Annotated in this window: 26 protein-coding genes, 1 tRNA gene and 2 pseudogenes; 9 read left to right on the forward strand and 20 right to left on the reverse strand. The window is 60.2% G+C overall.

The features are described from left to right. Positions 1–10: 10 nt before the first annotated feature. From BOP93_RS06885 to BOP93_RS06895, 3 genes are all read right to left on the reverse strand, one after another. The gene (locus BOP93_RS06885; RefSeq protein WP_104502020.1) at positions 11–976 is read right to left on the reverse strand and encodes a FecR family protein; all 966 of its coding nucleotides are present in this window, start codon (positions 974–976) and stop codon (positions 11–13) included. Next, positions 973–1,512 carry an RNA polymerase sigma factor gene (locus BOP93_RS06890; RefSeq protein WP_104502021.1) on the reverse strand — a complete coding sequence of 180 codons (540 nt, stop codon included), beginning with the start codon at positions 1,510–1,512 and terminating at the stop codon, positions 973–975. The genes BOP93_RS06885 and BOP93_RS06890 overlap by 4 nt, the downstream gene beginning before the upstream one ends. A 211-nt stretch (positions 1,513–1,723) precedes the next feature. Beyond that, complete coding sequence (locus tag BOP93_RS06895; RefSeq protein WP_104502022.1) at positions 1,724–2,740, reverse strand: DUF4917 family protein; 1,017 nt, start codon at positions 2,738–2,740, stop codon at positions 1,724–1,726. A gap of 123 nt (positions 2,741–2,863) precedes the next feature. On the opposite strand from BOP93_RS06895, the gene yiaY reads away from it, so the two are divergent. Together yiaY and BOP93_RS06905 are read left to right on the forward strand one after the other, a co-directional pair. Further along, complete coding sequence (gene yiaY, locus BOP93_RS06900) at positions 2,864–4,012, forward strand: L-threonine dehydrogenase (RefSeq protein WP_065886202.1); 1,149 nt, start codon at positions 2,864–2,866, stop codon at positions 4,010–4,012. 83 nt (positions 4,013–4,095) lie between these two features. Next, a complete protein-coding gene (locus BOP93_RS06905) occupies positions 4,096–4,770 on the forward strand; it encodes an NAD(P)H-binding protein (protein ID WP_104502023.1) in 675 nt (224 codons plus the stop codon). Here the strand turns inward: BOP93_RS06905 and BOP93_RS06910 are convergent, their stop codons facing one another. Beyond that, positions 4,771–5,259: a DMT family transporter gene (locus tag BOP93_RS06910; protein WP_065893448.1), complete on the reverse strand. Its 489-nt coding sequence runs from the start codon at positions 5,257–5,259 to the stop codon at positions 4,771–4,773. 77 nt (positions 5,260–5,336) lie between these two features. Between BOP93_RS06910 and BOP93_RS06915 the strand changes: the two genes are divergently transcribed. The 3 genes from BOP93_RS06915 to BOP93_RS06925 all read left to right on the forward strand — a co-directional run bounded on the left by BOP93_RS06915 (position 5,337) and on the right by BOP93_RS06925 (position 7,682). After that, on the forward strand, positions 5,337–6,245 hold the full coding sequence (locus BOP93_RS06915; RefSeq protein WP_420220223.1) for a LysR family transcriptional regulator: 909 nt from the start codon (positions 5,337–5,339) through the stop codon (positions 6,243–6,245). A 147-nt stretch (positions 6,246–6,392) separates the two neighbouring features. Further along, positions 6,393–7,034, forward strand: a complete 642-nt coding sequence (locus tag BOP93_RS06920) for a LysE family translocator (protein ID WP_104502025.1) — start codon at positions 6,393–6,395, stop codon at positions 7,032–7,034. A 120-nt stretch (positions 7,035–7,154) separates the two neighbouring features. Further along, on the forward strand, positions 7,155–7,682 hold the full coding sequence (locus tag BOP93_RS06925) for a DUF4142 domain-containing protein (protein WP_104502026.1): 528 nt from the start codon (positions 7,155–7,157) through the stop codon (positions 7,680–7,682). A gap of 52 nt (positions 7,683–7,734) precedes the next feature. On the opposite strand, the gene BOP93_RS06930 is transcribed toward BOP93_RS06925, so the two are convergent. Continuing rightward, a complete protein-coding gene (locus tag BOP93_RS06930; protein WP_065893454.1) occupies positions 7,735–8,160 on the reverse strand; it encodes a low affinity iron permease family protein in 426 nt (141 codons plus the stop codon). 180 nt (positions 8,161–8,340) lie between these two features. Between BOP93_RS06930 and BOP93_RS06935 the strand changes: the two genes are divergently transcribed. Continuing rightward, complete coding sequence (locus BOP93_RS06935; protein ID WP_104502027.1) at positions 8,341–9,123, forward strand: GNAT family N-acetyltransferase; 783 nt, start codon at positions 8,341–8,343, stop codon at positions 9,121–9,123. Here BOP93_RS06935 and BOP93_RS06940 read toward each other — a convergent pair whose 3' ends face one another. The 10 genes and pseudogenes from BOP93_RS06940 to BOP93_RS28105 all read right to left on the reverse strand — a co-directional run. Next, the gene (locus BOP93_RS06940) at positions 9,124–9,624 is read right to left on the reverse strand and encodes a methylated-DNA--[protein]-cysteine S-methyltransferase (RefSeq protein ID WP_104502028.1); all 501 of its coding nucleotides are present in this window, start codon (positions 9,622–9,624) and stop codon (positions 9,124–9,126) included. Between the two features lie 87 nt (positions 9,625–9,711). After that, complete coding sequence (locus BOP93_RS06945) at positions 9,712–10,035, reverse strand: hypothetical protein (RefSeq protein WP_104502029.1); 324 nt, start codon at positions 10,033–10,035, stop codon at positions 9,712–9,714. A gap of 124 nt (positions 10,036–10,159) precedes the next feature. Next, on the reverse strand, positions 10,160–10,465 hold the full coding sequence (locus BOP93_RS06950; RefSeq protein ID WP_104502030.1) for a DUF6482 family protein: 306 nt from the start codon (positions 10,463–10,465) through the stop codon (positions 10,160–10,162). 21 nt (positions 10,466–10,486) lie between these two features. Next, positions 10,487–10,621, reverse strand: a pseudogene (locus BOP93_RS06955) (DUF3833 family protein); the annotation flags it as partial. Between the two features lie 172 nt (positions 10,622–10,793). Continuing rightward, positions 10,794–10,867 (reverse strand) — tRNA-Gly (locus BOP93_RS06960). Positions 10,868–11,001: 134 nt separating this feature from the next. Beyond that, positions 11,002–11,886: an alpha/beta fold hydrolase gene (locus tag BOP93_RS06965; RefSeq protein WP_104502031.1), complete on the reverse strand. Its 885-nt coding sequence runs from the start codon at positions 11,884–11,886 to the stop codon at positions 11,002–11,004. Positions 11,887–12,189: 303 nt separating this feature from the next. Next, positions 12,190–12,882: a pseudouridine synthase gene (locus tag BOP93_RS06970; RefSeq protein WP_104502032.1), complete on the reverse strand. Its 693-nt coding sequence runs from the start codon at positions 12,880–12,882 to the stop codon at positions 12,190–12,192. Further along, entirely contained in the window at positions 12,872–13,084 is a 213-nt protein-coding gene (locus tag BOP93_RS06975; RefSeq protein ID WP_104502033.1) for a cysteine-rich CWC family protein, read from the reverse strand. The genes BOP93_RS06970 and BOP93_RS06975 overlap by 11 nt, the downstream gene beginning before the upstream one ends. A gap of 72 nt (positions 13,085–13,156) precedes the next feature. Next, positions 13,157–14,020: a methyl-accepting chemotaxis protein gene (locus BOP93_RS28100; RefSeq protein ID WP_370671218.1), complete on the reverse strand. Its 864-nt coding sequence runs from the start codon at positions 14,018–14,020 to the stop codon at positions 13,157–13,159. Further along, positions 14,015–14,779: pseudogene (locus BOP93_RS28105) on the reverse strand (MCP four helix bundle domain-containing protein); the annotation flags it as partial. The gene BOP93_RS28100 and the pseudogene BOP93_RS28105, both read right to left, overlap by 6 nt. Before the next feature lie 282 nt (positions 14,780–15,061). Here BOP93_RS28105 and BOP93_RS06985 point away from each other — a divergent pair. Both BOP93_RS06985 and BOP93_RS06990 read left to right on the forward strand, forming a co-directional pair. Further along, entirely contained in the window at positions 15,062–15,415 is a 354-nt protein-coding gene (locus BOP93_RS06985; protein WP_104502035.1) for a hypothetical protein, read from the forward strand. Positions 15,416–15,559: 144 nt separating this feature from the next. Continuing rightward, a complete protein-coding gene (locus BOP93_RS06990; protein WP_104502036.1) occupies positions 15,560–15,994 on the forward strand; it encodes a DUF3757 domain-containing protein in 435 nt (144 codons plus the stop codon). A 4-nt stretch (positions 15,995–15,998) separates the two neighbouring features. On the opposite strand, the gene BOP93_RS06995 is transcribed toward BOP93_RS06990, so the two are convergent. Then, positions 15,999–17,111, reverse strand: coding sequence for an enoyl-CoA hydratase/isomerase family protein (locus BOP93_RS06995; protein WP_104502037.1), 1,113 nt, complete (start codon positions 17,109–17,111; stop codon positions 15,999–16,001). Positions 17,112–17,245: 134 nt separating this feature from the next. Between BOP93_RS06995 and ung the strand changes: the two genes are divergently transcribed. Next, complete coding sequence (ung, locus tag BOP93_RS07000; RefSeq protein WP_104505246.1) at positions 17,246–17,938, forward strand: uracil-DNA glycosylase; 693 nt, start codon at positions 17,246–17,248, stop codon at positions 17,936–17,938. Between the two features lie 11 nt (positions 17,939–17,949). Here ung and BOP93_RS07005 read toward each other — a convergent pair whose 3' ends face one another. The 4 genes from BOP93_RS07005 to BOP93_RS07020 form a co-directional block, all read right to left on the reverse strand. Next, on the reverse strand, positions 17,950–18,882 hold the full coding sequence (locus BOP93_RS07005) for a YncE family protein (protein ID WP_157943452.1): 933 nt from the start codon (positions 18,880–18,882) through the stop codon (positions 17,950–17,952). 155 nt (positions 18,883–19,037) lie between these two features. Then, the gene (locus tag BOP93_RS07010) at positions 19,038–20,066 is read right to left on the reverse strand and encodes an AbrB family transcriptional regulator (RefSeq protein WP_104502039.1); all 1,029 of its coding nucleotides are present in this window, start codon (positions 20,064–20,066) and stop codon (positions 19,038–19,040) included. Then, entirely contained in the window at positions 20,059–21,573 is a 1,515-nt protein-coding gene (locus BOP93_RS07015) for a tripartite tricarboxylate transporter permease (RefSeq protein ID WP_104502040.1), read from the reverse strand. The genes BOP93_RS07010 and BOP93_RS07015 overlap by 8 nt, the downstream gene beginning before the upstream one ends. A 1-nt stretch (position 21,574) precedes the next feature. Beyond that, a complete protein-coding gene (locus BOP93_RS07020; protein ID WP_104502041.1) occupies positions 21,575–22,033 on the reverse strand; it encodes a tripartite tricarboxylate transporter TctB family protein in 459 nt (152 codons plus the stop codon). Between the last annotated feature and the right edge of the window lie 145 nt (positions 22,034–22,178).

The following is a 22,178-nucleotide window of genomic DNA, read 5'->3' on the forward strand; positions in this document are numbered from 1 at the left end:
CATGTGTGGCTTATTTGCTTGATTCGATTCGCACAATGCCGTCGGCGGACGTCACGGTTTTCACCGGTAACAGGGCGGGCAGGGCGTTGAGCAGTGCGTCCGGGTCATTCACATTCAGGTTGCCCGACACCTTGAGTTGCGCCACCGCCTTGCTGACCTGCAAGGGCGCCTGGGGACGGTAAAGGCTCAATTCGTCGATCAGGCTGGCCAACTCGCGGTTACGAAACGCCAAGTGCCCGCTGCGCCAATCAGCGACGTCTTCGGCGTTCAGGCTTTGCTGTTGCAACGTGCCCCTGGCGTACTGGTAAATGGCGCGCTGCCTGGCCTGGAGCAACGTGGCAGGGCTTTTTGCATCCGGTTCGAAGGCCACTTGGCCATGGGCCACGCTGACCACCAGTTGCTGTTCACTGCGGCGCACATCGAAACCGGTGCCCACCACTCGCACATTCGCCTCACCGGCTTGTACGTACAGCGGGCGCTCCTGGTCGGCGGCCACTTCGATGTACAGCTGGCCTTTGTCCAGGTGAAGGATGCGCTGGTGCGCGGTGAAATCCACGTGAATGCGGGTGTTGGCGTTCACATACAAGGTGCTGCCGTCGGGCAGGTGCAGGGTGCGCATGCCCTTGGCATGGCCGGCAACCTGGGCGTGATACAGCTCGCGTGGCGCACCGAGATGAGGGGCAAGAACGGCGCAGAGCAAGGCGGCCGCGATTGCCAGCGCAGGGCGCCATACCGGTTTGCGCCGGGGCAGCGCCAAGGGTTTGTTCAATGGCTGCAACTGGGCGAGGTCGGTCCACAATTGCTCGAATTCGGCATAGGCGCGCGCATGGGCAGGGTTGGCCCGCCAGGCGGCGAAGGCCTTGCTGTCGACACGGTCCGCGTGGCTGCGGTTGCGTGCAAACCAGCTGGCGGCTTGGGCATCAATGGCGTCGCTCGCGTCGATGTCCAGCGCGTCGAGGTCGCTCAGGCGGCTCATTGTGGCTGCTCCGTGCCGGGTCCAGGTTGAAGACGTCGCTTGCAATGCAGCAGGGCAAAAGCAATGTGCTTTTCCACCATGCTCGTCGAAATGCCCATGCGCGCGGCGATCTGTGCCTGGCTCAAGCCTTCGAAGCGATGCAGCATAAGGGCTTCACGCCGGCGCGGCGAGAGTTCGGCGAGGACTTCTTTCAAGTGTTCCAGGCGCTGGATGCGCAGCGCGGCGGCCATGGGCTCGTTTTGCTCGTCGGTGACGGCTTCGGTGGGGGCGTCGGCTGAATCGGCGTGGACACTGCGGCGTACCTGCTGTTTACGCCAGTGATCGCGCAGCAGGTTGCGCGCCATCTGAAACAGAAACGCCCGTGGCTGCTCGACCTTGGCCCGGTCGCGGTAGTCCAGCCATTGGGTAAACACATCCTGGGTCATGTCCGCCGCGTCACTGGCGTTGTCCGTGCGTTTGCGCAGGAAATGCAGGATATCTGCATAGAACCCGCGACAGGCATCGGCCGACAATGGGTCGGGCTTGGGACGAGACATGGATATCCTTCTTGACGCAGCACGGCTTGGAAAGGTCGTGAATGATATCGAGAATTATTGTCATTTGTCTCTTTTTAAAATCTGTACCCCATTCAAAATGTGGGAGGGGGCTTGCCCCCGATGGCGGTGTGTCAGCCGACAAATTCATTGGCTGATACACCGCTATCGGGGGCAAGCCCCCTCCCACAGTTGGTCTTCTTCGTTCACTGGATCAGTGTTCGACAGGCACTGACAGCGTTGGATTACCCAGTGGATGGGTGCGCGCGGCAAAGAATTTCAGTTCCATGCCAGTACCTTCGAACAACTGCGAATACCGCTGCTTCTGCTGGCGAATAAACCCATCGCTGCGCCCCGACACCGAAATGGCCAGGGTGGTGATGTTGGCCTGGCGGATCGCATCCACCAGGTGTTTATCCTGCGGCCCCAGGTCATGGCCGAAGATGCACAGCGTGCCCTGGTGAGTGAGCAACTGTTCATAGCAGAACGACAGATAATCCGAACTGCGGATGGTCTTGAGCTTTTCCTCCACCTTGCCCTCACTGACGAACAGCGGCACATCGTCCAGCGTCTTGATCGTGTTGTTGATCGCGAAACTGCTGAGCAACGTGCTGTCGGTGGACGGCAGTTTGCGCGCGGTACCGTCGAGGTTGCGCACCAGGTGCAGGCCGCCGTGCAGGTACAGAATGCGCGTAGCGTCGGTGCGGGTGTCGCGCAGGTCGAAGCTTGAATCGGCGCTGCGAAACAGGTCGTCGATACCCTGCGTGTGCAGGATTGCCCAGTAGTTGAGCAGGTCGTAGTTGCTGGTAAATACCGTGGTGTAGCGGGCCAGTTCCGCGTTGATGACCGCCAGGGTTGAAGGCTGCATCAGGCGCCAGGGAATATGCACGGCGTGGATCGTATTGATCAGTGCTTCCTTGATCGCATAGTAGCGATTGCGTGGCGCCGCCGAGCTGACCGCCAGGGCCTTGTTGACGCGGCTGGTGGTTTTCAGCGCGCCCAGGGCCTGCTCGAAACTGCGGGTCTGCAGCGCATCGAATACGCTGAGTTCGGATTGGCTCAGGGGCTTTTCTTCCACTGTGCGAGCGTTTTCAAACAGCGAGTCGTAGGCAAAGTCTTCCCAAATCGTACGGCTTGCGCCGTTGCCGATCAGAATCCCATTGAAGTCGATGGCGTCGCGCAGTGCGCTCCAATCGTCAAGGTGGGCGTCAATATCCTGGAAATCCTTCATTGCGGCGGGTCTACTCGAAATCGGCTGGACGGTGACTTTATCACGAGCCGGCATTGATCCTGGTCAAGATACGGCAAGCGGTACCGGTGGATTCTGTGGGTATAAAACCCCTGAGGATCGACCATGAGCAGTACGTTTTTTATCCCCGCCGTCAATATCATGGGCATCGACTGCCTCGACGAAGCCATGATCGCCATCCGCAATTATGGTTTTCGCAAAGCGTTGATCGTCACGGACCAGGGCCTGTGCAAAGCCGGTGTGGCCAGCATGATCGCCGAGAAGCTGGCGCTGCAGGACATCGATTCGGTGGTCTACGATGGCGCCAAGCCAAACCCCAATGTGGAAAACGTCGAGAAGGGCCTGGCGTTGCTGCAACAGAGTGCCTGCGATTTTGTCGTGTCCCTGGGCGGCGGCTCGCCTCACGACTGCGCCAAGGGCATCGCGTTGTGCGCCACCAACGGCGGGCGTATCGGCGACTATGAGGGCGTCGACCAATCGAGCCGGCCGCAACTGCCGCTGGTGGCGATCAATACCACCGCCGGCACGGCCAGTGAGATGACCCGTTTCTGCATCATCACCGACGAAACCCGCCACGTGAAAATGGCCATCGTCGACCGCAATGTCACGCCGTTGCTGTCGGTCAACGACCCGGCATTGATGGTCGCCATGCCCAAGGGCCTCACCGCCGCCACCGGCATGGATGCGTTGACGCACGCCATTGAGGCCTACGTATCCACCGCCGCCACGCCGATCACCGACGCGTGCGCAATCAAGGCCATCGAATTGATCAGTGCCAACCTGCGCCTGGCGGTACGTGACGGCAGCGACTTGGCCGCGCGGGAGAACATGGCGTATGCGCAGTTCCTCGCGGGCATGGCGTTCAACAATGCCTCGCTGGGGTTCGTGCACGCCATGGCGCACCAGCTCGGTGGTCTGTACGACCTTCCTCACGGCGTGTGCAATGCGGTGCTGCTGCCCCACGTGCAGAGTTTCAATGCCAGTGTCAGCGCCAAGCGCTTGAGTGACGTGGCTCGCGCGTTGGGTGCCGATATCAAGGGGATTACCCCGGAAGAGGGCGCGCAGGCTGCTATCGTCGCGATTCGCGCCTTGTCCCAGGATGTGGAAATTCCCGCCGGCCTGCGTGAGCTCGGCGCCAGGTTGCAGGATATTCCGCTGCTGGCGAGCAATGCGCTCAAGGATGCGTGTGGCCTGACCAACCCACGGCGCGCGGATCAGCGTCAGATCGAGGAGATCTTTCGCAGCGCGTTTTGATAGGGGCGGCTTCGAGCTGCAGGCGTTAAGCTACAGGTTGAATGCGTTCAACTTGAGCGTGAAGCTTGCGGCTGAGGTCCCCCATGAGAGTTCTGTTATTCGGCGCCACCGGCATGGTCGGCCAGGGCGTGCTGCGCGAGTGCCTGCTGGCGCCCGACGTGCAGGAAGTGGTCGCTGTCGGCCGCACGCCGTTGACCCAGGAGCACGGCAAACTGCACCAGGTGTTGCACAGCGACATGCTGGATTTCCAACCCCTGGAAAACCTCCTGCAAGGCTTTGATGCGTGCTTCTTCTGCCTGGGCGTGTCCTCGGCGGGCATGAATGAAGTCAAATACACCCACCTCACTTACGACCTGACACTGGTTGCCGCCAGCACCCTGGCGCGGCTCAATCCGCAGATGACGTTTATCTATGTGTCCGGCGCCGGCACTGACAGTTCCGAGGCGGGCAAGTCAATGTGGGCACGGGTCAAGGGCAAGACCGAGAACGCCTTGCTGCGCTTGCCGTTCAAGGCGGTCTATCTGTTCCGGCCAGGGATCATCCAACCGTTGCACGGCGTGCGTTCCAAGACGCCGTTGTACCAGGCGTTCTATAGCGTGCTCGGGCCGCTGCTCTCGTTTTTGCGTCGGATAAAGCCGAGCTGGGTCGTCAGCACCGAGACCGTCGGCCGTGCGATGTTGCAGGCAGTGCGCCATGGCGCGCCGCAACCGGCGGTGGAGCAGCGCGACATCAATCATCTGGCCGCCGAGCGCGGCTGATCAACCCGCCGTCGCCGCTGCCCGCACCGGCGTGGCGCTGAACTGGATCAACACCACCGCGGCCACCAACAACAACGCTCCGAGCGCCCGCGGCGTTGTCATTGGACGCTGCGCCAGGCCGAACAGCCCGAAATGGTCGAGCAGCAACGACGCCAGAATCTGCCCGGCCATGGCCAGGGCGATAAACCCTGATGCGCCCAGCCTGGGCAGCAGCATTAATGCCAGCGAAATGAAGCACACCCCAAATGCGCCACCGGCCCACATCCACAGCGGCGCCCGGGTGATAAAGGCCAGGCTCGGCAAGGGCAGCCGGAGTGCGATGATCACCGGCAGCAACACAATAATGCTTACCAGCAGGGATGCCAGCGTCGCCCACAACGGGTGGCCGAGCCCGCGCCCCAGGTTGGCGTTGATTGCACTCTGAAACGGCACCACGGCGCCGGCGATTACCGCCAGCAGCAACAGACCCAGCCAATGCAACGTTGTCATTTCCAATCTCCCAGAGGTTTTGCTGGACTCTAGGTTATTCGTCGCGCAAATTTAAATTCCAAATTCTTATGCCGAGCATGCAGCTGATGAATGATCTGCGACGCGTCGACCTTAACCTGCTGGTGATCCTCGACGCTCTGCTCAGCGAGCAACATGTCACCCGCGCCGCCGAACGCCTGCACCTGAGCCAACCGGCGGTCAGCCATGCGCTGGCGCGCCTGCGTGACCTGCTGGGCGACCCGTTGCTGGTGCGCCAGGGCGGCGCATTGATAGCCACGGCCCGTGCGCTCGAATTGGCTACGCCGTTGGCAGAGGCCCTGGCTCAGGTGCAGGCGCTGCTGGCGCCGAACCGTTTTGACCCGGCGTCGGCCAAGCGCCGGTTTCGGGTGGCGATGTCGGACTACAGCGCGGCGATTTTCCTGCCGGGGCTGGTCCGTCTGTTACGCCATGAAGCGCCGGGCATCGACTTGCAGATCATCCAGGCCAGTCGCGAAGGCATGGTCGACGGCATACTCAATGGTGATATCGACCTGGCCGCCGGAGTCTTCCCTGACATGCCGGCCGAACTGCGCACGACGCCATTATTCGAAGAGCATTACACCTGTCTGGTCGACCGTGACAGCCTGCCGAAGACCGGCGTGCTGGACCTGCCTGCCTACTTGTCACGTCCCCATGTCCTGCTGGAAATGCGCGGCAGCGGCACGCCGGAAATCGAGCGTGCGTTGAGCGCGATTCGTGAGCGGCGTCATGTGGCAATCAGCCTGCCGCACTGGGGCGTGGCACCGCAGTTGATTCAGGGCACGGACCTGATCCTGACCGTCTCATCCCGGGGCCTGCTCGATATCGATCACTCGCACCTGATAAGCGTACCGCCGCCGTTTCATATTCCATCGTTTGCGTTCGAGCTGGCCTGGCACGCGCGACGAGGCGGGGATGCCGGGTTGCAGTGGTTGAAGGGGCGGGTGCAAGGTGTGCTGGAGGGCTGAGCAGTCGCTACCAAGCTGCCGGTGGCTGAGCGCGGGTATGAAAAATTCGCTTAACTTGCAGTCGCCCGTCACGAATAGAAGTTTTACCCGCAGCCCCGGAACCTGCAGAATCGCTGTGTCTTTCAACAATTTGCCAGAGCCCCGCCCATGACCCCCTCCCTGCTGTTATCGGTCCTTGCTTCCGGGTTTATCTACGGTATTACGCCCGGCCCTGGCGTGTTGGCCGTGTTCGGCATCGGCGCCGCCCGTGGCCGTCGCGCCGGTGCCGGTTTCCTGGGTGGGCATTTGCTCGGCGACGTGGTGTGGTGCAGCACCGCCCTGGTGGCGATTGTGGGGGCGCGGGAAGTCGGCAGCAGTGCGTTTGATGTACTCGGCGTGCTCAGCGGCCTGTATCTGTTCTGGCTCGGCTGGCGCGCCATCCGCACCCAGCGCCGTAGCAGCGACGCCCCTCAGGGCGCGGCGCGGCATCCGTTCTGGCACGGCGTTCTGTTCGGCCTGACCAACCCCAAGGCGTACCCGGTGGCGGTGGCGACCTTCACGGCACTGCTCTCCAGTCGTGCCGAATTGTTGACGTGGTCGATGCTGCCCACGCTGATTTTTTTAAGCTTTATCGGCGGCCTGCTGGCCTACGCGATCCTGATTGGCGTAGTCGGTGCCCAACGTGTGCGTACGGTGTATCAGCGTCACGAAATCCTCATCACGAAGCTGTGCGGCGTGATGTTTATCGGGTTTGCCATCAACGCTCTGGCGCATGCGTTGCCGGGCCTGTTTGCAAGCAGATCCGCTTGAATCGGAAACGACCGTTCGTCGCGCTGGAAAGTTTTTTCTAAACCTTTGCCGCGTGCAAAATTCGAATTCAGGGCGAGGCGCAGTTCCCTCGCACCTATTTTTGCCTTGGAGGAACCCATCATGAGCCGCATGGCTATCCGGTTACGCACCGCCAGTTTCGCGATGCTGCTGGGCCTCGGCGCCAGCAATGCTTTCGCCCAGTCGCCTGCCGAATTCATCGAGCAGGCTTCGGCCAAAGGCATGGCCGATATCGAAACCAGCCGCATGGCCCACGCCAGAACCTCGTCCCAGGAAATCAAGGATTACACCATCGAAGTGATCAACGAGCGCACCCTGGCCAACCAGCATCTGGCGGCCATCGCCAAAAAGCTCGACCTGCCGGTGGCCCCGCGGGAGCAGATCGTCGACAAAGCCGAAACCCTGATGCCCGAACTCAAGGACGGCGACTCCTTTGACGCCGCTTATGCCGCGCAGCAGGTCAAGGAAAACGAAGACGCCATCGCCCTGTTCAAGCGGGAAGGTGCGGCGTCGGAAGTGCCCGAGATTAAAGCGTTGGTGGACGAGACGCTGCCCAAGTTGGAAGAGCGTCTGCAAAAAGCCCGGGCGCTGGCATCGACCTACGGCAAGGGGCACCAAGGTGACGGTTGAAGTGGCCCCTTGAAATGAAAACGGCGGTTGGATCCTCTCCAACCGCCGTTTTTTATGCCTGGTTCAAATCGGTTTTCGGCGGCGCCGCGTCGTCGGCGGCGGCACCACAACTGCTGTTGAGGCTCAAGCTGCCGGCTTTGCCGATATCGCGATATTCCTGGCGCAGCTTTTCAAGCTCTTTGCGGTCCAGGCCGTCCAGGCTCAACACGGCGTTCTGGGCATCCTTGGACACGCGCAACAGTTCGTCGATCTTGATGTGCAGAATGTCATTGTCGCGGTTCTGTGTATTCTGGATCAGGAACACCATCAGGAACGTGATGATGGTGGTTGAGGTGTTGATGATCAATTGCCAGGTGTCGTTGTAATGAAAGTACGGCCCGCTCAGGCTCCACGCCAGAATCAACGCCACCGCCGCGTAGAACGTACGGGGGCTGCCGGCCCAGCGCGATAGAGTTTGGGAGACAGCGGAGAATTTCATGACTGTTTTTCCTCAAAAGGGGGGTGATGAAAATACTGACCGCAACGAGTCGCTGAAATTTCTTTTTACAACTTGGCCGTCGGACCAAAGCAGGCATTTTTCTACCCGGGTTTTAGGAGCGCGCCTACGGCGCTGCGGAGCCATGAGCGCAAGACTGGGTTTTTGACCTGGACAGTCCTTATGTACGCAAAGGCCGCTCGTGACATACACGCGCTTTATTACTTGACCGAAGATCATTTTTTCGCGGCGACCTGCGCGGTGTATCGTCGACATGCCGCCGGTATCAATACCTATCTTGCCGAGGAAAATTCCACGCCTTGGAACACGTTGTTCATCCGCGTGAGCAGCGCGCCCCTGCGCGAAACGACGCCGGTGATTCTGCAACTGATCCGCCGTACCGCATTGCCTATACGCATCGTGATGCCTGAGGTACAGGTCGACGGGTTACGCGACGCGCTTACCGGGCTTGGCTTTGAGCCTGCCGAAAAGAGCACCGCGATGGTTCACCCCTTGGCACGCTGTGCGCCATCGATTAGCGAGGAGGCCGTGCAGATCAGCCTGACACGTGACTTGAACGAGTGGGCGAGCCCGCTCGGCAGTGCGTTTTCGATATCGCCCGAGACGGCCGCCCATTATCAGGCCCGGCACCAGCGGGCGTTGGACGCCGGTGAAGCCCTTTATCACTTCATCCTGTCCGTCGAGGGGCAGGTGGGCTGTGCGTTGACCTTGTCAGTGTGTGAGGGCCAGGCAAGGCTCAGTGACGTCGGCACGCTGACCGGCTTTCGCGCCAGAGGCTATGCCACGCGATTGATCAAGTCGGCCCTGCTTCACGCCTCGGGGCTTGGGGCACGCAGGTGTTTTCTCGAGGGGTCGATGATGGCTGTCCCGCTGTATCGAAAGTTGGGTTTTCAACGATTATTCGATTGCGCGTCTTTTGTTCGCGGGCCCGTTCCGAACCTATGATCAAAAGGCCAGTTTTGCCTGGCCGCGATCTTCCAGCGTCAACAGGTACTGCTTGGCCTCAAGCCCACCGGCAAAGCCCGTCAGCGCCCCCGATGCCCCCACGACGCGGTGACACGGCGCAATGATCGAGATGGGGTTACGCCCGTTGGCCGCACCCACGGCGCGCACGGCGCTGGGGTTGCCGATCTGTCGGGCTATCTGGCTGTAGCTGCGGGTTTCGCCAAAAGGGATGGTCAGCAAGGCCTGCCAGACTTGTTTTTGAAAGTCGGTGCCGTAGAAGTCCAGTTCCAGCTCGAAACGATTGCGCGTGCCCGCGAAATACTCCGCCAGCTGACGCTCTGTTTCCACGAGCACCGGGCTGTCGTTGGCTTCGTACAACTGCCCCAGGCGCACCCGGTTTTCGCGTTCCGTTTCCCATAGCACGGCACCGAGCTTGTCATTGCGGGCCACCAGGGTGAGCTGGCCGATGGGGGAGGGCATGAATTTGCAGGCGTATGACATGGGCTTGATCCTTGAGGCTGTCCGGTGCAACTATCCGCTCAGTGAACCCTGGGAGAAACCGGTTTCTTGCGGTCGAATTTGCTGGCATTAAAAACGCCAGTGAATCCAATTGCCTGACCCATAGGCCACCGCGACATAGTAGATCAACCAGATGATCGAGGGGACCGACATTGCCACCCACGCGCCAAGATTGAGCAGGGCCAGCATGATAGCGCTGAAGGCTACCCCTCGGCTGGTGTGTCGCATTGAGTACCAGGCGCCGTAGACGGAGCACGCGAGGGTCGCTGCCACTGCCATGGAACGCAGTCCGAACGGGATAGGGGTCAGTGGCAGCAGCAAGGGAATGATCAGCACAAGCCCCACGACTTTTCTTACTGCTTGCCTTGAATTTTCCTGCTGAGGGGAAGACATCCTGTAGGTCCTGCTGCTGATTGAGGTTGCTGCATTCTCTTGGTCTGGACGGCACTTCCCTGTAGGCCCCTGCTTAAATCAATATCGTTGATACTCGGAAAACGGGTCCGACAATAAAGGTAGCTTAGAGCGCCGCGTTCAGCGAAAACGGGATGCGCAACCCTCCAATCGGCCCTTCGCGCACCCCGCACATCTCATCATGCACGCTGTGTTGCACCAGCACGCAGGGAAACGCGGGCAAGCCCTGCAACAGGTCGCGCAAGTGGGTGGTGGAGCGGATGCGCAGCGGTTGCTGATCATCACCCAACAATGTCTTCTCGACCTGTTCCAGCCGGACCCGCGCCAGATACAAGCCGCCCTCCAGCGATAACAACTGCAGTTCGAGAATTTCGCCTTTCACAGCCAGTTCGCTCAGCATCTGCACGTTCATGATGGAACCTCACTCAGGGAGTCATTGGCGCCGAAAGAACAAGGTGACCTGACCCCATTCCACGCCGAATTTGGACATGCTCGAACGGTTGATCAAGGTGTCTTCGTCCATCAAGTACATCCAGTCGTCAAAACTGATTTCGTAGACTGTGGTGTCTGCGCTCATGCACTAATACTTGTACATAATTTAATATCTGTACAGGTTTGCTGGGCCGGCACGACGACGAGCGTTGTCGTGCCCTGAACGCCAGGCATAAAAAACCGGTCACAAGGACCGGTTCTTTATGCGTCCCATGTCAGCCATGGCATGACAGGGACGCCCATTTGAGTGGAGCGGGTAGAGGGAATCGAACCCTCAACTAAAGCTTGGGAAGCTTTCGTTTTGCCACTAAACTATACCCGCTCAAAGCGGCTGACTTTGTACCAGATGTTTGCCTGGATTTGAAGTTTTTCTTCGAAATAATCGCATGTTGCGCTCGCCCCCCTGCCGATGGGCGGGTGCCACTGCAGGAGCTCGCTCCCGCAGTGGTTCTCACCTCACATCGCAAAGGCAGGTTGTGTCTGGCTTGGCTGATAGCGTAACCGACTCACCGGCCGCTGCCCTTTCAAGAAGCTTACCACCGCCTCCCGGCTGTCCCGGCACGCCGCTTTATGCTCCATATCCAGGAAGTGCCCCGTCGCTTGAACCGTGCTGAAGCTGCTGTGGGTGACATGCTGGCCAAACAGCCTGGCATCCTCGGCGCTGGTGTACTCGTCCCATTCGCCGTTCAAAAACAGCACCGGAATATCGATCTGCCTGGCTGCGTTGAGGTAGCACAACCGGTCGCTGTTGAGCACTTGGCTGATGTGGAAGTGCATTTGCCCGTATTCATGCTCGGCCAGGCTGCTCACGTGCTTGTGGTTGAAGCGCTTGAACAGCGACGGCAGGTGCTTGCCGATGGTGCTGTTGACCAGATGGCCGACGCGGTCGCGGTCGAGATTGCCGAGGTAGTCGACGCCGCGCTCCAGGTAATCACGCATTGGTGCGTTAATGACCGGGGAGAACGAGCTGACCACGGCCTTTTCAACGCGCTGCGGGCGTTGGGCGAGGGCGAGCAGCGTGGCGATACCGCCCCAGGAGAAGGAGAGTACGTGTTCGGCGGCAAAGCGGTCGATGAGCTCCAGCAGTATCTGGCCCTCGACTTCCTTGGTCAGCATCCGCTCGTGACGGTTGTGGATTTTGGAACGGCCTGCGTAGGGCTGGTCGTACAACACCACGTTGAATTGCGGGTACAGGCTTTTCACGGTCTGGGCGAAAGACGCCGTGGTTGCCATTGAGCCGTTGACCAGGATGATGGTTTTTTCAGCGGCATCCGCGCGATAGAACTCCGTGTAAACCCGGTATTGACCCTGTATATCCAACACAGCGATTTCTGGCCTCATGTCGTAAGACTCCTGGCAAGCGGGTAGGGCGCGCAAATGACTTTGCACGAGCTTTATGACAGGTAGGCATACGCCTTGAAGATGAGCGCCCAGGTCGGTCCGATTGCGGCTGGCCGACAGCGGATGTGAGGGCGGATGTTTGCCGGGACGGCCCGTCAATCAAGCGCGGGCGCGGCAAGGTGTTTCTTGGAGGTTATAGGTGACCCGTCAGTCATATTGCAGCGGGTGAGCTTGATTCAAGCACAGACTCGGGATGTCGCAAGCGGCGCAGCTGGTTTTTTGCCCTCAGCGGCCGAGCGGACGTCAGACGAGGTGGACTTCCTCGGCAGTCAGCGCCCGATACTCGCCCGGCGCAAGCGCTGCATCCAGGCGCAGCGGGCCCATGCGCTCGCGATGCAGGGCAGTCACTTTGTTATCAAAATGCCCGAACATGCGTTTGACCTGGTGATAGCGGCCTTCGATGATGCTCAAGCGCGCCGTCCTGGGGCCCAGTAACTCCAGTTCGGCGGGTTGAGTGACGAGGTTTTCGAAGGCGAAGTACAGGCCCGCCCTGAAGACCGCTGCATAGTCCGGGCCGATGTCCTGCTCGGTTTCCACCCGGTACACCTTTGGCAACTTGGTCGCCGGTTGCGTCAGTCGCCGCGACCACTGGCCGTCATTGGTGAGTAGCATCAACCCGGTGGTGTTGTAGTCCAGGCGCCCGGCGATATGCAATGCGTCCTTGTGCGGTTCATCCAGCAGATCGAGCACAGTGCGGTGTTGCGGATCGCAGGTAGCGCTGACGCACCCTTGCGGCTTGTGCAGCATGAAATAGCGCGCAGGTGTACCTGCCTGCAGTATTTCACCATCAACGCGCACGCAACTGAACGCCAGCACCTCATGAAGAGGGTCGCTCACCGCCGTACCATCCACAGTAACCCGACGTTGCGCCAACAGCAGCCGCACTTGCTTGCGATTAAAGCGCGGCAGGTTACTGAGGAAGCGATCAAGGCGCATCGTGGCGGCGCAGCTGTTGGTCCACCTGGGCGCAACGCGGGCACAGGCAGGCCTGGTTGCGCAGTTCGTCGGGCAGCGCCTGGAGCACCGCCGGGTCGATGGTGACGCTGTAGCACCAGCAGGCCTGGTCGACCGTGCGTGGGTCGGCCAGACTACAGTCGTTGCGGGCGCCGCAGGCGGGGCAAAGGGTTGCAGTGGTCATGGGCAGGTCGGGCTGTATCGGGCAAGGTGTGCGTGGCCTTGCACGATACAGCGCCGATGGGCGCCAAGCTACTTACAGCTTGAATTTGCCGACCAGCACACTGAACGAGGTGGCCAGGCGCGACAGGTCCTGGCTGGAAGCGTTGGTCTGATGCGCGCCGGCGGCGGTCTGGGTCGACAGGTCCTGGATGTTGAGCAGGTTGCGATCGACTTCACGCGCCACTTGGGCCTGTTCCTCCGAGGCGGACGCGATGACCAGGTTGCGTTCGTTGATCTTCGCCACACTGGCGGTGATACGTTGCAACGCTTCGCCGGCATTCTGCGCCAGCACCTGGGTGTTGTTGGCCCAGCTCAGGCTCTTGTTCATCGCGGCTACCGCGCCGTCGGCGCCGACTTGCACCTCGCCGATCATTTTTTCGATGTCCACTGTGGACACTTGTGTGCGATGGGCCAGCGCCCGCACCTCATCAGCCACCACCGCAAAGCCACGGCCTTGCTCGCCCGCACGGGCCGCCTCGATTGCTGCGTTGAGGGCGAGCAGGTTGGTCTGGTCGGCAATCCCACGAATCACATCGATCACCTTGCCGATTTCGCGGACCTGGCTGGCGAGGCCTTCCACCGACTTCGTCGAATCGTTGATTTCTACCACCATCGAATTCATGCCGGAGACGGCCTGTGCCACTTGCTCACGGCCTTCCTCGGCTTCGGTGGTCGCCTGGCTCGAGGCCTGCGAAGTCGATACGGCGTTGCCGGCCACCTCATCAACGGCTGCAGTCATCTGGTTGACGGCGGTGGCCGCTTGTTGAATTTCATCATTCTGGCGGGTCAGGCCCCGGGTGCTTTCTTCGGTGACCGCACTCAGTTCTTCAGCGGCGGAGGCCAGTTGGTCGGAGGCGTTGGCGATTTCCAGCAGGGTGTGTTTCAAGCCGCCCTGCATGTTCGACAGCGCCACCAGCAACTGCCCGGCCTCGTCGGTGCGCTCGGTGCTGATGGTCTGGGTCAGGTCACCGTCGGCAATGCGTTGCGCGCTCGCCACCGCTTGAGCGATGGGGCGGGTGATCAGGCGCGTGATCAGCACGCCGACGATAATGGCGATGATGAAGGCGAGGACGATACCACTGATCATCCAGGTGAGCGCACTGTCGCGCAGTGCGTCGGCGGCGACTGCGCCTTCCTTGATCTGGCGGTTGTTGGATTCGACCATCACGCGGATCAGCTCGCGGGCCTGGCGGAACAGTTCATTGTTGGTGGTATTGAGCTCGGTGCGTGCCTGCTCGATCTGGCCCTTGTCGAGCAGGCTCAGGATGCGTTCCGAGCTACTGAGGTACGTTGGCCAGATCTGGTCGAAGGTGTCACCCGCCGCCCGCTCGTCATCTTCCAACGGCGTGGCGCGGTAGGTGGTATACGCCGCCTGGCTGCGTTTGACTTCGTTGGCGATATCCTGGCGCACGCGGTCGCGGTCCTGCTGGGCGACGTCACCGTTACCGGCATCGAGCAAGCGGTACAAACCACGGTTGTGTGCCACCAGCCCGTTCAGGGTGGCAGCTGTGTTGCTGACCGACACCAGGTTGTTGGAGAACGTTGATTCCAGGGCTGCGGCGAGGCGCACGACCCCTTTGATACCCAGCAGGCCGACACCGAGGGTAATCACGGAACAGAGTAAAAATGAGAGCAGCAGCTTGGTAGCAATTTTCATGACTTGAATCCGGCGGTAAGTAACGGGAAGGCGCACACCAAGGCCTCCGTGGCATTGTGCAGTATCACAATGACATCATTGTAAGCGACAAAGTTTCGCCTCTGAATAAAATACTGAATCGATACAGCTAACGTATTCCGGCGTACCGCTGGTGATGTATCAAGTTGTTACTGAAACGCACCAGATTCTGCTTTTGATGTCATACGTTCTGTCATTCAAGTAAATCTGAATGACGCCCTCCAGCGTCGCTGGAGGTGCTCTTCCGCGGTCCAGGAGGCCGCCATGTATCGACGACTGCTGCTCACTGCATTACTCGGCCTGACCCTGTCAGCTTGCGTGCCCTATTACGATGGAGGTACCACTTACTACCGCTCCGAGGTCTACACCGCACCGGCACCCGCCTATTATTACGGCGGTCCTCGTTACTACGGGCGCAGCTACTACACACCCGCGCCACGCTACTATCCGGCTCCCCGTTATTATTCGGCGCCGCGTTATTACCAACCCGCGCCACGTTACTACCCAAGACCGGCTTATCGGCCGTATCCCAACCAGGGATGGGGAGACAATCGGTGGGGCAACGGCGGGCGCGGGCGTGGTGGCGATCACGGCGGTGGGCGCGGTGGGCACCGCTGACAAAAGTTCTGAATAAAACGGCGCATGATGCGCCGTTTTTTTTGCCTGCCGTTTGTCGGTACTGTCAGAATTAACAGCTATCTTTGAGGCCAGGGATATATTTCACTGTGGGAAAAAGCTGTGTGGTTATCGAAGGGGGCATCCATGCTCAAACAGTTGATGTACATGCTTTTACTGATTGTCTGCATCGTCGGCCAAGCGCAAGGCAATCAGTTCTGTCCAGATAAGTCGAAGATCCAGACGGGCACAGGTTATTTCCAGTACCAGGCCAACGGCGTGCTGTGGCAAGGCCCGAGGGTTGAGCCCGGCGAGTTCATACATGCCTTCTCAGGCGCGGTGTTTGCGCCGGAGAAAGGTGATGATCGAAGCAATGGGCTGGTGGAAAAGTGTGTGTACACCAATCAGCGCGACGAGCTTGTCGTATTGCGCCCTTGCCTGTCAGGCGACGCCAGTGGCATGTCGTTGGCGGACAGTTTGCATTGGGAGCGCGATAGCGCCTCATTCGACCAACTGGTTTATCTATGCAAGGAAAATCAACCGGGTAACTGTGCTTTTAACGTTAAGGATAGCTGGCGATAAGCTGTCAATAATCAGAAAGGTCTGCCAGGGGATTCCTACCTTCCCATGCCTTGTCAAAGTGCGCCTTCACTACCGCCTCGGGAATTGTATTGATATCCGGCCAATGCCAGCGGGGCGTCTGATCCTTATCGATCAGCCTTGCCCGGACCCCTTCGGCAAATTCAGGGTGGCGGCAACAGTTGAGGCTCAGTGTGTATTCCATCTGGAACACTTGGGCCAAAGACAAATGACGGCCGCGTCGGATCTGTTCCCACACCAGATGCGCAGTCAACGGGCAGCCTTCACTGAGGGTCTTGCCGGCGCGGGCCAGGAGCGGGTCGGCGTGATCCTTGAGCAGGCTCAGCGCGCGCCAGGCACCTGCCACGTCACCCACATCCAGCCACTCGTCGATCTGCCTCCGGCGCGGCAACCATTGTGCCTCGGGTAGCTGGTCGACGGCTTCCTGGGTCAAGGCCTTGAACAAACTGTTGAGCTGCATCGCGATCTGCTCCTGCCAGTTCAATTGCAACAGGCCATCGAGTAATACGTCTTGCTGGTCATCGCGCAGAAAACGGTCGGCCAGGCCCAGGTCAAGGGCATCATGACCATTGATATGGGCACCGGTAAGGCCCAGGAACAAGCCTAGCTTGCCGGGCAGACGCGACAGGAACCAACTGGCACCTACGTCCGGGTACAAGCCGATGCTGATTTCCGGCATGGCCAAGCGACTGCTCGGCGTCACTATCCGCACGGACGCACTCTGCAACAGGCCCATCCCGCCGCCCAGCACATAGCCGTGGCCCCAGCAGATCAGCGGTTTCGGATAGGTATGCAGGCGATAATCGAGGCGGTATTCGGCGGCAAAAAATTGCGCGGCCAAAGTGGGCACAACGCCAGGTTGTTCCCGGCAGGCCATCGCCAGGCTGCGCACCTCGCCCCCTGCGCAAAAGGCTTTGGGGCCGTTTCCGCGCAGCAAGACGCAGACGATACTCGCGTCCTTGGCCCAGGCATCCAGGCGTTCGCTCAAGGCCAGGATCATCGACAGGGAGAGCGCGTTAAGGGATTGCTGCGCATCCAGGCTGGCGATGCCGATGCGGGCGCCGTGGTTGCCGGTGAGTTCTTCGAAGTGCAGATTCATCGTGACCTCAATCCTGAAGGTGAAGGGTCAGTATGATCGCTGCGTGGGAAAGTGTCGGTGATGTGTCAGATCAATTGACAAGCGGGGTCGGCTTTCCTAGGGTTCGCCCATTGTTTTTTCTCGACGACCTCATCATGACCGACAGCGACCGCATCAAACTCGAACCCAGCTGGAAACACGCTTTGCGCGAGGAATTCGACAAGCCCTACATGGGCCAGCTGCGCGAGTTTCTGCGTCAGGAACACGCCGCCGGCAAAGAGATCTATCCGCCGGGCCCGCTGATCTTCAATGCGCTCAATTCCACGCCGCTGGACAAGGTCAAGGTGGTCATTCTTGGGCAGGACCCGTATCACGGCCCCGGCCAGGCCCATGGTTTATGCTTCTCGGTGCAACCGGGCGTGCCGGCGCCGCCCTCGCTGGTCAATATCTATAAAGAACTCAAGCGTGACCTGAACATCGACATCCCCAGCCACGGCTACCTGCAAAGCTGGGCCGACCAGGGCGTGCTGATGCTCAATACCACCCTGACTGTGGAGCGCGCCAATGCCAACGCCCATGCCGGCAAGGGCTGGCAGTTTTTTACCGATCGGGTTATCGAGGTGGTCAGCGAGCATCAACCGCATCTGGTGTTCCTGTTGTGGGGCGCCCATGCCCAGAGCAAGCAGAAGCTGATCGATGCCACCAAGCACCTGGTGCTGACCTCGGTGCACCCGTCGCCGCTGTCGGCGTATCGCGGGTTTCTGGGATGCGGGCATTTCAGCCGCGCCAACAAGTTTCTTGAGCAAAATGGCGAGGCGCCGATTGAGTGGCGATTGCCGCTTGTCTGAACCGTGCGTTGCTAAAGACTGACCATGCTTATCGATTGGTTTTGAATATCAGCGACGTACAGATTGCGGCCATCCGGAGCCACCACAATGCCTCGCAGGCTGCCGAAACCTGCGATCGTGCCGACCATGCGTTCCAGTCGGGTGTCATAAATGCTGATCTGTCCTCGCTCAGTGATATAGGCCATCTCGCTGAGGGGGTTGAATGCTATGCCCCAGGGCTCGTTGAGGCCGCTGATGTACTTGCTGACTTCAGGAATCAAGGCGTCACCGATAGTCAAGCGGCCCGCGTCGCGGTGAGTGATGTAAATGCGCGGATAGCGTGGGCTGTGACCGATCGAAGTAGGACTGCCTGGGGCGATGGCGAGCTGCCTGACGATCGGCTTGTTTCCAAGGTCTACGATGCTCCAGCCCGCTAAATCCGACACAACGTAAACGCGAGTGTCGTCACGCGGCGCCACTATCACTTCCTTGGCGTAACGCACAGGTATTTCGGTTACGCGTTGGTGGTCGCTGGTGTCAATGGTTACCAACTCCGAAGCCCCGTGATCAGCGACATAGAGCCGGGTGCCGGTTGAGTTCAATGCCATGCCATTAACCGTCGTGAACCCCGTGATGCGTGCGATGACGCTGTTACTCACGGTTTCGATAACGGTAATCGGGTTTCCCGATGCGGCGCTGTTGTCACTCACGTAAATGCGCGAACCTGCCGGGTTGATTGCCAGCCATATCGGGGAGCCGAGATTTTCTATCGTCTGTATGACGCTAAGTGGCTGGGTATCTAGAACGGTGAGGGATCCCGATGCTGTGGCGCTTGCCACATAAAGGCGTGTTCCTGCACGGTTCATTACCAGGCGATTGGGGGAGCCCGGTACTGCAATGGTTTGCACAATTTGTGCATGTGCACGGGCATTGCCAGGGGGGCTTTGAATAGGCTCTTCCATCATGTGTACTCCCAGGGGTTCACAGGCTGCAGGCTGCGTGATTATTGATGAGTCCTGCCCCGGAATTCATGCGCTTTGTGGTTGAGAATGCCCAGCTGTGAGAAATGACAGTCCAGATGAACGGTCACAAAACCTGGCAAGCACGACAAGCTGCTTATTCAAGGCTGACGATTCCAGTACCGGAACAACGGCTCCGCCAGGAACAGCACAAACAACAAACGCATCACCTGCATCGCTGTCACCAGTGGCACCGACAATTGCAAGGTTTCAGCCGTAAGGCTCATCTCGGCAATACCGCCGGGCATCATGCCCAGGGTCAGGGAGCGCAGGTCGAGATGGGTCAGGGCGCTCAAGCCCATCGCCGCCAATGTTGCCAGTGCCATGGTCAAGGCGGTGCCCATCAAGGTGCGCGCCATGAACGCGGGCGCACGTCGGAAGAACTGGCGGTTGAAGTGACAGCCCAAACCGCTGCCGATCAACCATTGGCCAATCTGACTGCCGCCATCGGGCAGGCCGATATGCAGATCCCACACCACACTGGCCGTCGCGCTTACCAGCAACGGGCCGAACAGCCAAGGGTTCGGTTGCCGCAGATGCTGCCAGCCCCAGGCCGCCAGTGCGCCCATCGGAAACAGCAACGCCAGCCACAGCCAATTGACCGGGGCCGGATGAAACTGCGGCGCGCCCCCACCCAGCAAGTATTTGAAGATCGCCGGCACACACAGCACCACCACTAATACCCGCAGGCTTTGTCCCGCCGCGACACGGCTCAACACGGCACCGTTGCGTGCGCCGAGGTTGACCATCTCACCGGAACCGCCCGGCATGCTGGAGAAAAACGCGGTGGCACGGTCCTCACCACTGCGGCGCATCAGCCACACGCCGACCACACTCGACAGGCTGGTGACCAGCGCGCCGAAAAAGATCAGCCCGAAGTGGCTCATCACTTGCTCGATCACCACCGGTGTGAAGTGCAGGCCGATGCCGATGCCCACCACCCATTGGCCGCATTTGCGCCCGCCGGGGATTTCCGCCAACTGCCACGGCGTCAGGCAACGCACCAGGATGATCGCCAGCAACGAGCCGACCATGTAGGGCAAAGGCCAGCCGACGAGGCTGGCCAGGTAACCGCCGGCCAGGCCGACCAGCGGTGTGCCCCACCACTGTTTGAAGGTGACCTCAGACATCGGCCAGGGCACGACGCTGCAAGGCGCGTTTGCGGTAGATGCGCACCAGCGGGAACAGCAGCATCAGCGCGGTCAGTACCCAGACACCAAAGGTGATCGGGCTCGACCAGAGGATTTCCAGCGCACCATTGGAGATCGACAGCGCCCGGCGCAGGTTCTGCTCCATCAGGCCGCCGAGGATAAAGCCCAGCAATACCGGCGACAGCGGGAAGTCGAGCTTGCGCAGGATGTAGCCGAAGATGCCGATCCCGACCATCAGGAACAGGTCGAACGTGGTGGCGTGAACCGCGTACACACCGATCGCGGTAATGATGGCGATCACCGGTACCAGCGCCCAGTTCGGCACGGCGAGGATACGCGTGAAGATGCGGATCATCGGGATGTTGAGGATCACCAGCATGATGTTGGCGATAAACAACGACGCGATCAGGCCCCAGACAATGTCCGGTTGCTGTTGGAACAGCAGCGGGCCGGGGGTGATGTTGTACAGCGACAGGGCGCCGATCATCACGGCGGTGGTGCCCGAGCCGGGAACGCCCAGGGTCAGCATCGGCACCAGGGCGCCGCAGGCGGAGGCGCCGATCGCGGTTTCCGGGGCGGCCAGGCCACGCATGTCGCCCTGGCCGAATTTGCCGCTGGCACCGGCCAGGCGTTTTTCGGTCATGTAGGCCACGGCGGACGCCAGGGTTGCACCGGCACCCGGCAACACGCCCATGATGAAGCCGAGCAAGCCGCAGCGGATGTTAACCACGAACACCGCACCGGCTTCCTTGAGGTTGAACATCATGCGCCCGGTGGCCTTGACCGCTTCCTGGCCACGGTGGGTTTTTTCCAGCAGCAACAGGATTTCGCTGATGGAGAACAGGCCCAGCACCAGCACCACAAACTGGATGCCGTCGGTGAGGTGGATGTTGTCGCCGGTAAAGCGGTACACGCCGCTGTTGGCATCGATGCCCACCGCTGAAAGGAACAGACCGATCAGCGCTGCCACAAAGGTCTTCAGCGGCTTGTCACCGGCCATGCCGCCCAGGCACACAATCGCAAATACCATCAGTACGAAATATTCCGCCGGACCGAAGGCAATCGCCCATTTGGCCAGCAGCGGTGCGAACAGCACCATGCCGCAGGTGGCGATAAAGGCACCGATGAAAGAACTCCAGGCCGACAACGACAGTGCCACGCCGGCCAAGCCTTTGCGAGCCATCGGGTAGCCGTCGAGGGTGGTCATTACGGTGGAGGCTTCACCCGGAATATTGAGCAGGATCGAGCTGATACGGCCGCCGTACTCGCAGCCCAGGTACACGGCGGCCAGCAGGATCAACGCCGACTCCGGTGGCAGGCCGAGGGCGAAGGCGATGGGGATCAACAGCGCCACGCCGTTGATCGGGCCCAGGCCCGGCAACAGGCCGACCACGGTGCCGATCAGCGTGCCGCACAACGCGGTGATCAGGTTGTACGGGCTCAGCGCGACGCCGAAACCCTGGCCCAAATAGCCAAAAGTATCCATATCAGTTCTCCAGAACGTCGAGCAGGCCGAGGGGCAGCGGCACATCCATGGCTTTATCGAACAGCAGGTACAGGCCGATAGCCATGAGGCCAACGATCAACACGCTGGGCATCCAGCGGCCGCCATACAGGCGCGCCATCGGGATGCCGATCAACAGGCTGCTGAGGATGAAACCCAGGGATTCGAAGGTGGCGGCGAACACGAGCAACAGCACCACGCAAATGCCTATCTTGATCAGGGTGTCGCGGTCCAGCGCCGGGTCTTCTTCGGTGTGTTTGGTCGCTTGCGGGCGAAACAGCATGTAGATCAGCGCCAGGCTCATCAGCCCGAGCATCAGCAGCGGAAAGGCGCGAGGCCCGACCGGCTCGTAGGAAAACGCCGCCTGATACGGCCAGGCCATCAGGGCGAGGCCGGCGCAGGCCAGCAACAGCACGGCGGCAAAAATGCGTTGTAAGAGCATAGAAAACTCCAAGGCCACTTTTTGTAGGAGCGAGCTTGCTCGCGAAGAACGTCAACGGTAACGCGTGCGGTCTGGATGCACGGGGTGTCTTTGAGTTCTTCGCGAGCGAGCTCGCTCCTACAGGGGCATTACACAAAAGAGGGGG

The organism is Pseudomonas orientalis, from assembly GCF_002934065.1.
Classification (GTDB): Bacteria; Pseudomonadota; Gammaproteobacteria; order Pseudomonadales; family Pseudomonadaceae; genus Aquipseudomonas; species Aquipseudomonas orientalis_A.